General features: G+C 57.3%; 3 protein-coding genes. 2 read left to right on the top strand and 1 reads right to left on the bottom strand.

All coding sequences use genetic code 11. From position 1 onward, the window contains the following. On the bottom strand, nt 1-3,744 hold a 3,744-nt coding region (locus QMM04_RS17600; protein WP_282996635.1), incomplete at its 3' end, for an Ig-like domain-containing protein. A 441-nt stretch (nt 3,745-4,185) separates the two neighbouring features. On the opposite strand from QMM04_RS17600, the gene QMM04_RS17595 reads away from it, so the two are divergent. Next, nucleotides 4,186-7,230 carry an ATP-binding protein gene (locus QMM04_RS17595; protein WP_349253943.1) on the top strand — a complete coding sequence of 1,015 codons (3,045 nt, stop codon included), beginning with the start codon at nt 4,186-4,188 and terminating at the stop codon, nt 7,228-7,230. A gap of 109 nt (nt 7,231-7,339) precedes the next feature. Beyond that, nucleotides 7,340-10,840, top strand: a 3,501-nt coding sequence (locus QMM04_RS17590; protein ID WP_282996633.1) for a transporter substrate-binding domain-containing protein, incomplete at its 3' end; no start/stop codon positions are given.

Raw genomic sequence — 10,840 nt, 5'->3', positions numbered from 1 at the left:
TTCAGACTTCACGCGGAACTGATAATCACCATAAGCCAGCTCGCTGTCTGGCGTCCATGCCCACTTACCTTCGCTGTCTGCGGCGGTTACGGTGCCCACTTTCCAGCCTGTACCGTCGTTGTACTCGACCGTGATAACCGTGCCACCCTCTGCCGTTCCGTTCAGGGTTGGCGTCTGATCGTCAGTGGTACCACCGCTAGTGATATCGCCGGTACGTGTGCCAAAGTCGTCCACGACGCTGGTAATCACCGGCGCTGCTGGCGGCATGGTGTCAACGGTAATCACCCGGTCAGCGGAAGGTGTGCTGACGTTACCCACGTCGTCGGTGAAGGTGACGTGATAATTATAGGTGTTGTCATGCAGCGGGTCTGGCGTCCAGTTCCAGTTACCGGTGCTGGCGTCTGCATAAACGGAGCCCACCGCAGTGGTGCCGTTATAAATAGTCACCAGCACCGGGCTGGTTTCGCCCGCCATGTTTACGCGGCCTTCCAGGCGCGGCGTGGTGTCGCGCGTGGCCGCGCCATTCGCCAGCTCCACGTCCGTCGCATCCAGGTTATCGATAACCCGGTCAAAGCTGCCAGCTGGCGCTGCCGTATCCAGCGTCACCTCGAAGTTTCCGCTCGGGGTCGGCGAGCCGTTAACCTCTGCGCGGACTTCATAGGTGCCGTCAGTCGGGATATTCAGGTCAAACTGCCATGCGCCGGTCGTGACGTCAGACGTGACGCTGCCGACCGCCGTGCCGTCCACAAACACCGTCACAACCTGGCCCGGCGTAGCAATACCGTGCACCGTCGGAGTACTGTCATTAGTGCGTGCCGGAGACGCCAGGTCACCGATGATGCTGTTGTCTTCCGACAGGTGCGTGATGCGCACAGCCACTAAACTGGTATCGACTTCGAAATTGTATTCTGACGGCGCGCTGCGGTTACCCGCCGGATCAATCTGTATGACTTCCAGGTTATGTTCGCCGTCATCAAGCGCCGGCACCGGGAAGCTCCAGCTGCCGTCCGGATGCACCACTGCCGTACCCAGCAGTTCGCCGTTTTCCCATACCTCCACGCTGCCACCGGTCTCATCAGAGCTGCCGCGCAGGATCGGGGTGTCGTCCGGCGTGGTGTCACCTTTACCAATTGGAATTTCGGTGCTGCCGATATCGTTAATCAGGCTCAGCGTCGGCGCGTCCGGCGCGGTCACGTCCAGAACGTAGTCCCAGTTGCCGCTCGGCTCGCTGCGGTTTGAGGCCGCATTTTCTTCCACTACGTGGAAACTGATATTGCCCGGCGTCAGGCCCGGCTCAGGCACCTTAAAACTCCAGGTACGGTCTTCCTGCACGATTGCCGTGCCAACAAGATCAGTGCCATTATAAACGTAAATGACGTTGTCTTTTTCACCGCCGGTTCCTCGAACCACCGGGGTAGCGTCATTACTCGGAGATCTCTCCTGAATGAGGTGTTCACCCGCGCCGTCATCGTTATAAACGCCGGTAATCGTCGGGCGCGCCGGCGCACCACCGGTAATGATGGTGAAATCAAGAGTGTCAGACGGGGCGCTTTCGTTACCGGCTTCGTCGCGCAGGCGGATGTCGACCGAGTGCGAACCGTTTGGCATATCCGTATCCGGCGTCCAACTCCAGTTGCCCTCCGAATCGATAGTCGTGCTGCCGATATCTTTCCCGTTGTCACGGATGATCACAATATCCCCGACGTTATCCGTCAGACCGCTGCCTTTGAATTCCGGGCGAGCGTCGTCGGTAGGCTTGTCGGTAGTGATCCAGCCTTCATAATCGCCCACGTCATCCCATGCGCCTTCAAACGGTTTACCCGGTCCGATTGAGGGGTCGAGCACCGGTGCGGTCAGGTCGATTTCAAAGTGATACGGATCGCTCGGCTCGCTTTCGTTGCCAGCCGGATCTCTCACGATAATCCGCACATCGTGTTCACCCTCACCCATGTCCGTATCCGGCGTGAAGCTCCAGTTGCCGTCGCCATCTACGATGACAGAGCCAATGACTTCCATCACACCTTCAAACTCATCGGAAATGATGACCACGTCACCTGGCTCGAGGCCGCCGCCGTTAAATTCAGGACGCGCGTCGTCCGTCACGCCGTCTTCAGCGATAGGTCCTGTAATGATGCCTACGTCATCCAGCGCCAGGTCAAGATTTCCGCCAGCGCCGGTGGTCGGTTTGCCCGGAGGGGTAATGTCAACGATGAAATCAAGCGGATCGCTTGGCTCACTCTCGTTACCGGCGGGGTCGCGAATGATGATATCCACGCTGTGATCGCCTTCGGCCATGTCGGTGTCAGGCGTGAAGGTCCAGGAACCATCATCGTCTACGATCACGGAACCGATCACTTCATCTTTATCACGGATAATAACGGTGTCACCCGGTTCCAGGCCGCCGCCACGGAATTCCGGCTGCTGATCGTTCGTTGAACCGCCGGGTGTGATGTAGCCGGTCTGAGGTTCGACGTCATCCCATGCGCCTTCCAGCGGACCACCCGGTCCGATTGCACCGTCTCCCGGCATAACCGGCGCGGTGAAGTCAATCAGCAGGGATACAGGCTCACTTGGCAGGCTGCGGTTATTTGCAGCATCAACCACCACAATATAGAGTTCGTTGGGGCCTTCGGTCAGTGGTGTTGTCAGCTCCGAGCGCCAGGTGCCGTCAGTGGCAACGTCAGCGGAGCCGACCAGCTCACCGCTCTTATTAAAAATTTCAACGCGCAGGCCCGGCTCCGGAGAAGAGACCGAACCAACTACGGTCGGCGTGGCATCATTGGTAACGCCCGCAGCTATAACCGATACGCCGTCATCATTCAGCAGGTCTTCAATTTTGCCTGATGCCGGTGCTACGGTATCAATGATCAGTTCAGGGCCGGGCTTTGGTGCGCTGACGTTACCGTTACCATCGCCTTCCACCAGTTCAAAGTCGTGGTCGCCGTCCTGCAGCGGGGGCTGCGGCGTCCAGGTCCAGTTGCCGTCTCCGTCAACGATGACAGACCCGATATCTTCACCGTCTTCGCGAATAATCACCGTGTGTCCGGGCGTACCAATGCCGCTGAATACGGGGGCATTATCGTTGCTGGTGCCGCCGGAAGGCAGGGTATGTCCGTCGCGATCGGTGATGGCAATCACTTCAATGGTGTTGGGCAGTTCACCGCCCGGAGGAGGATTTCCGCCGTCGCCGCCTTTACCACCGTCAGTACCGTCATTGCTGCCGTTGCCGTGGTTGTCATCTTTTCCGGCGTGGCCAATCAGATAGCCCAGCCCGGTGGCTGCCGCCAGCGCCGCCAAAGCGCCCAGCGCAATCAGCGCCGGTGAAAGGCCGGCCATAGACAGGTTTGCCAGAGAGGACGCGCCGGCATATTCGCCCGCGCCCAGCGCGACCGCTGAGGTTTCACCATCCAGCAGTGCGCCGGCCGCGTCGTTATCATCGCCGCTGGTCGCAATGTATTCGTGCCACTGGCCGTCTTCACCTTTACCGACCAGTTCGCCAGGATTGTCGTAGAACCCTTCGATTTCCAGCTGGGGCTTGTCTTCGCCCTCGAGAAATACCTGCAGGTTTTTACCCACGCGCTTCAGCGTGACGTTTTCCGGCGCAAAACCGTTCTCGCCTTCAGACAGAATGTATTTACCGCCCGCGACCGCTTTCACTTTGACGACTTTCCCGCCGCCTAATACTTCCGCACGGACGATGGTATTTTTATCCACGACCGCGGCGTTTACTGGAATTGAACTCATTGAATTCACCTTAATCTGAGTTAGCTCTTTATCTCTGCGCACCGGCAGCGTGATTCAGTGCTGAAACTGGTTATCCATTTCAGCGTGCTCAGAATTCTCTCAGAGCCGGAAAAAAAACCTTCAGAGACCTGTCCTGGAAAACGGATGTTTTTAAAAATTAAATAACCGGCAGTGGCGGAAAAAATGAGGGAGAGGTAGGCAAAATCGATATACTTTACAGCCTGATTAACAGCCCGTATGCGTGGACTCCGCGTGGTTAAAGCAACAGTATTCTGGTTCTCACTGCTCCTGACGCTGACTGCAGTCAGTGCGCCGGTTTCACCCGTGAACTTAGCGCTGGCCCCCCGGACGCAGATAGCTTTACCGGACAATGAGGAAATATCTGACAGCCAGGCCTGGCTTTCTGAACACTCAAGCCTGCGGGTCGGCACCTGGATGCCCGTGCAACCGCCTTTTGCGATTGCTGCAGGAAATCAGCGCTTCGCCGGGCTCACCGCCGACTACCTGTCTGTGCTTCAGCAGGCGTTGTCGTTGCCGGTCAGCGTGCAGCGTTATCCGGATAAACAGCAGGCCCTTGCGGCGCTGCGTCAGGGAAAGGAGGACTTACTGGCTGATATGCGCACCGGAGAGAGCGGCGGACTGGCCTTTTCCCTTCCTTATCATGCAGACCGTGCGGTGTTAATTCACCTGAGCGCCATCGCGCCGGGCGCAGACGACGGACTGCGGGGCAAAACGCTCTATTATGTCGGGGATGAACGGCTGGGCGACAGGCTGAAGCAGCACTACCGCGCAGCAACCATCATTGCGCTGCCGGACTATGCCGCAGCGGCAGACGAAATCATTAAAAATCCGGATGCGCTGCTGTGGACCAGCGAATCAACCGCCCACAACCTGATGAACCGCCAGCGGTCATACTCCTTCTCGCTTATCCCCAGCGACGTGGGCGGCTCACAGAATCGTGCTTTCGCTGCGCTTGAGAGCAATACGTCCCTGATATCCGCTGTGGATAATGTATTGCAGCGTCTGCCGCTGAGCGCGCGGTTAAGCATCGCCCGAACATGGGGGCTGGAAGAAAAAGAGGCGGACACCACACGCCTGGCGCTTGACGGGCAGGAACAAAAGTGGGTGAGCAGTCACCCGGAGCTGACCGTGCTGATGGTGGACTCGCAGGGGCCGCTGACCTATCCCGATGAGGACGGAGACGTCAGGGGGTTTACGGCTTCCCTGCTTCAGCAGATTGCCGGACGGGCCGGGTTCAGCCTGAAGTGGGAGCACGTTGACAGCGTGCCTGAGATGCGCGAACGCCTCATCAGGCATCCGGATGCGCTGATGGCGGTCGCGGACGCTTCTGTTCCGGCGGCTGAAAATATCATCTACAGCCAGCCCTATCTCACTGACGGCTGGGTGCTGGTGACGCGAAGCAGCAGCAATTTCAGCTCTCTTGATGACATGAAAGGGAAAAGCGTGGCGGTATTTAACGGCATCTATTTTTTGCCTGAGCTGCGCCGCCGTTATCCGCAGGTGACTTTCATTGAGCGTCAGCTGTCGCTCGAGACGGTCTTCTCGTTGTGGGTTCACTCCATCGACGGTGCCATTATTCCCCGGACGGCAGCAGACTATTTTGAAAAAACCAGCCTCGCCCGCCCCTTCCGCGTGGCAGGCAGCTTACCGCTGCCGCCACTTCGCGTCGCCATGGCCACCGGCGAGCAGAACAGCCCCCTTATCTCTCTCATAAACAGGGAGCTGATGACGTATCCGCCGCAGGCGCTTTACAGCCATCTCAGCGGCTGGCAGGTGCGCCACGCGCATGATGTGGTTAACCGCTGGTCTCGCTACCGCGATGTGCTGATTGTGGCTGCGCTGATGCTGCTCCTGATTGCGGCGGCTTTCGTCTGGCGCAACCGCTTTCTCAAACGAAATCTGCTGGAGATGCAGCGTCTGCAGGCGGCGCTTTTACAGGCCCGTGAGCGCGCGGATCATGCTAACAATGCCAAAAGCCTGTTTCTGTCTCAGATGAGCCACGAGATCCGTACACCCATGAATGCGCTGACGGGCCTGCTGGAGCTCGAACTGCTCGGGCACACCTCACCGGAACAGGGAAAAAAGAACCTGACCGTTGCCTACGAATCTGCACGTTCTCTGATGCTGCTTGTCGGCGATATTCTTGATATGGCCAAGATTGAATCCGGCACGCTACAGGTCAAACACGCGCCGGTTGTGCTGACTGACGTGGTGAACAACTGTATCGCCCTGTTCCGCTCTGCGAGCGAAGCCAAAGGGATTGTCCTGAGCGTGGAGTACAGCGTGAAGCACAAGGTGGTTCTGTTTGATTCCGTTATGTTTCGTCAGATCATTTCGAATCTTCTGAGCAACGCAATCAAATTCACGCCTGCTGAAGGTGAGATAGAAGTCTCGCTGTATGAAGGTACGCAGGGGCACCCGGGTGAGGCGGAGTTCGCACTGGAAGTGTGCGACAGCGGTATCGGACTCACCCCGGCTCAGCAACAGGCCGTATTTGAACCCTTTGTACAGGTTGATGAGGCCCAGCCCGCGCAGAAAGGCACCGGACTGGGTCTGAGCATCTGTCGCCAGCTCAGCGAACTGCTGGGCGGCAGCCTGATTGTGGAGAGTGAGCCCGGCGCGGGCGCCACGTTTATTTTTCGCTTCAGGGCGACGCCCGCTGACGGTCAGGAACACCCGGCTGCATCACCGGTGCAGGTGCGTTCTGATGCGCGGCACATTCTTGTGATAGACGATCATGCACCGAATCGCCTGCTGCTGAGCCAGCAGCTGGAGTCCGCCGGCCACAGCTGCGTGGTTGCCGAAAGCGCACTTCAGGGGCTGGAGGCCTGGAAGCATACGCGCACGCCTTTCAGCCTGATCATAACCGACTGCAACATGCCAGGTATGAGTGGCTTCGCTTTCACCGAACGCCTGAGGGCGCTGGAGAGTGAGAACAGTCTGCCTCCGGTTGATGTCATCGGCTTTACGGCCATGGCCGAACAGGGCGTGCGTGAAAGAGCGCTGGCAGCAGGAATGACCGACTGCATGTTTAAACCGCTTAACCTGCAGCAGTTGCTGGGGCACGTTGAAAAAAAAGCTTCCCCCGCACCTGTGGATATCGCGCCATCACCTGCTCTGAGCAGGCTCACGGATCTCGCACCGGCGGGCTCGGCAGCGCTGCACTCACTCGTTCTCACGGTGATCGGCCAGAATAATGATGACCTTAGTCAGCTGCGGGAAGCGCTGACGTCCGGTGACGTGACCGGCATCAGTACTGCCGCACACAGTCTGCTTAACACCGCGAAAATGCTGGGTATGAATGAGTTTGAAGCGCATTGCCGGGCCATTGAGCAGGATGCGCGTAACGCATCCAGTGAGCCGGTTGCCTCTCACATCAGCGCGTGCATCAGAATAGTTAAAGAACTCGAAACCGAACTTCACGCATACCTCAGCGCAGAGAAGGCTGATTCTTATCAGAATTAAGCAAGACCTGTCCCGGTTATCGCGATTTCAGAGCCTTACGGGGAATACGCGCTTGTGATGTATCCCTGCCCCGATAAGAATGCCGACAATTCTTATCGGGGTATCTGCTGTGAATCGCGCTTTCATTATCGTCATTATCATCTCTTCTCTGGGACTTATCCGGCAGGCCTGCGGTCAGGTTCAGGAGCTGACCCTGATGTCCCGGACGCAGGTTCCGCTTCCGGAAGTTTCGTGGACGCCTGCAGAACGGCGCTGGCTTGATTCGGCGGAAAGCCTGCGGGTGGGCGTTGCCGGCGATACGCTTCCGCCGCTGGTGATGAATAATGACGATTCGACGTTTGAAGGGATCGCAGCGGACTATATCTGGCTGACGGGTCGCGTGACCGACAAAAAAATGGTTATCCGGCGATACCCGACGGCCGGAGAGGTCGAGGGAGCGCTGGTGAAGGGTGACGTGGACATCATCGCGGTTCACACCCCACAGATTAATCGCTCCGTTCCTCTGCTGGTTTCCAGACCCTATCTGCTGGATGAACCCGTCCTGTTACATAAAACCTGCCCGGAAGGATCCTGTTCACAAAAAGACCGGGAACACACCATCGCCTACGTCGGCGATGAGGCCACAGGTAAATTTATTTCATCACAGTTTCCTCAGGCCCGTTTACTGCATTACGGCTATTCAAGCGAAGCCGTTGCGGCCATTGAGTACAATACGGGTGAACAGCTGTGGATCAGCGCTTCTGCTGCGGCGTTTTACCGGAATCAGGGCAGCGAGAAACCTGGCGCCTTCAGGCTGACGAATATTGCCACTAACCTGAACGTCTCGTTTGCCGTCGCCGCGGACAATCCGGTTCTGCTGAACGTGCTGGATAAGGTTTTAGCCTCGCTTCCTCTGCACAGTCGCATGCGGATCGCCAGCAACTGGGGGCTGGACAGTCGTTTCGTGATTAAACACAATCCGCTGGTGCTCAGCCGGGAGGATCTGAGCTGGATAAGCCATCATCCTCTGATTACCGTACGCTATCCCTCCCATCAGCCTCCCCTGAGTTTTGTGGATGAGGAAGGAATGCTGAGTGGCTACCTTCCCTCACTGATGCGTATCATTGGCGATCGAACCGGGCTGCAGTTTGTGAGCGAACCCCGTCCCCTACCACCTGATGCAGCCAGTCCGGTAGTCGATGCCGTATTTTTAAGTGAAACGATGCCCTTGCAGGGTGACCAGACGCGCAGCTATGCGATTTCGCCATGGGTACTGGTGGCGCTAAAGGCGGGTAATCGTCCCGCCCTGAGTGCCATGAAGGGGAAGCAGATCGTGATGGCCGGTCAGAGCAGCCAGCTGAGCGAACTGGCGCGCCGGTACCCGTCTGTTCACTTCCGGCAGGTCACTGAACCAGAGCAGGCGTTGCAAGAGGTGGCTTCTCACCGCGCCGATGCCGCTGTCGTGACCAAAATGTTTGCTGACTACCAAATCAGCAACAGCTACTCTGGCCAGTTGAGCGTGGCCAGCACGGTGTCTCTTGCCCCCGCCAGGTTTGTCATGCGTATTAACGCGTCCCACTCTCCGCTGGTCAGCATCATCAACAGAGCGCTCACGGATATTTCGCCTCAGGCACAGCAGCATTATCTTGCCGCCTGGATAAATGCACCCGTTATTCGCAACCAGCTTATCTGGGACGCACACAGCCGTGTATTTATCATCTGCGCGCTGTTATGCGCCCTGGCTGCCGCGCTGATCGTTGCGCGAAATCGCTATCTGAAACGGGACATCAGGAACCGCCTCCGTTATGAAAAGCGGCTTGAAGATCAGCTGAGGTTTACCCGCACGCTCATTGATGAGTCTCCGGTTGCGCTCTACGTGCGCGACAGCCAGACCCGGATGGTGCAGTGTAACAACACGTACCTTCAGTTCTTTGGTGGTGATCCGGCTAGGGTCATTGGCCGTACACTTGAGGAGTCCGGCATACTGACGTCAGAAAGCGTACAGGAATTCCAGAATATTTACCGGACCACGCTGCGCTCTGCCCGGCCGGGTATTTCCCGCCGTGAGATTCATATGCCTGACGGTTCGCGCGTGCTGGTTCAGCACTGGACCCTCCCCTTTCGGGATCACAGTGGGGATATTCAGGGGATTATCGGCGGGTTTATAGATGTCACGGAGCAGGAGCGCCTGCTCCGTGATTTAACCCGGGCCCGGGAGGCGGCAGACAACGCAAGTAAATCCAAAAGCCTGTTTCTGGCTCAGATGAGCCATGAGATACGCACCCCGCTCAATGCCCTGATAGGTTTACTGGAGATTGAGAACAAAAAAATCTCCTCACCAGAGCAGCGGGCAGAAAACATTCGCGTGGCCTGGGAGTCTTCGCAGGCGTTACTCTCCCTGGTGGGTAACATCCTGGATATGGCGAAAATTGAGTCCGGTACGCACCGGGTATGCATTGAGCCGGTGGATCTCAGTGCCTGCATCGAAACGGTTATTACTCTTTTTCGCTATCCCGCCAGTCAGAAGGCGCTTGAACTGCAGTTCAGCAGCCAGCTCAGGCACAGCGTGGCGCATGTCGACCGCACGATGCTGACGCAGATTGCCTCTAACCTCATCAGCAATGCGGTCAAATTTTCCGAAAACGGGACGGTCGCCATCACCCTGGAAGAGCACTGCCTGGAGGAAGCGGACCGGAGTCATTATATATTGTGCGTCCGGGATAGCGGGCCGGGCATGACGCAGGAGCAGGCGCTGGGGATATTTGAGCCTTTTATGCAGGCCCACGACAGCGCGCATAACGCCCTCGGTACCGGCCTCGGCCTGAGCATCTGTAAGCAGCTGTCTGCGCTGCTGGGTGGAGAACTCAGCGTCGAAAGTGAACCCGGAAGGGGCAGCCTTTTTAAATTTCATTTCCCGGCCAGACATGGGAAGCTGACCCGTTCTGAAGAGAACGGTTTGCCGTCCGCTATTGCATCGGGTACTGCCCGGGCGCTTATCGTCGACGACCATGCCCCAAATCGCCTGCTGCTGAGCCAGCAGCTGACGGCTGCGGGCTTTCAGGTGACGGCGGCTGAAAACGGCACTCAGGCAGTTGCCTGCTGGGACAGTGCAGCCCTGCCGTTTGATATCGTGCTGACCGACTGCAACATGCCCGGTATGGATGGCTTCCGGCTGACCCGGCTGCTACGAAAAAAAGAACAGCAGCAGCAACTGACGCCGCGCCCTATTTTTGGTTTCACCGCCATGGCCGAGGAAGACGTCAGGTTAAGAGGCCAGCAGGCCGGGATGACAGACTGTCTTTTCAAACCTCTGAACATCCGGAAGCTTTATGAAAGTATATCCGTACACTTTCCGTCAGAATGCATACGAAAACCCGAAACAGTGGCGGAAATTCAGCCAGAGGTCGCGCAGCTGAAAAAACTGGCCGGTTCAGATGAAGGTGATTATTGCCGGCTGGCACAGCAGCTCGTTGAAACCAACGATGAGGATCTGGCTGTGCTTTATCAGGCCGTATGCAATGCAGATGAAGCGCTGATTGCTTCACATTATCATCGTCTTATGGGAAAGGCCCGTATCCTACACGCAGCGAATCTTCAGAATATTTGTCAGGATTTGAAGGAACAGGCCAGT

It is taken from the genome of Pantoea sp. Pa-EAmG (genome assembly GCF_030024295.1).
Lineage (GTDB): Bacteria > Pseudomonadota > Gammaproteobacteria > Enterobacterales > Enterobacteriaceae > Pantoea > Pantoea dispersa.
This window is presented reverse-complemented; position numbering and strand designations above follow the sequence as displayed.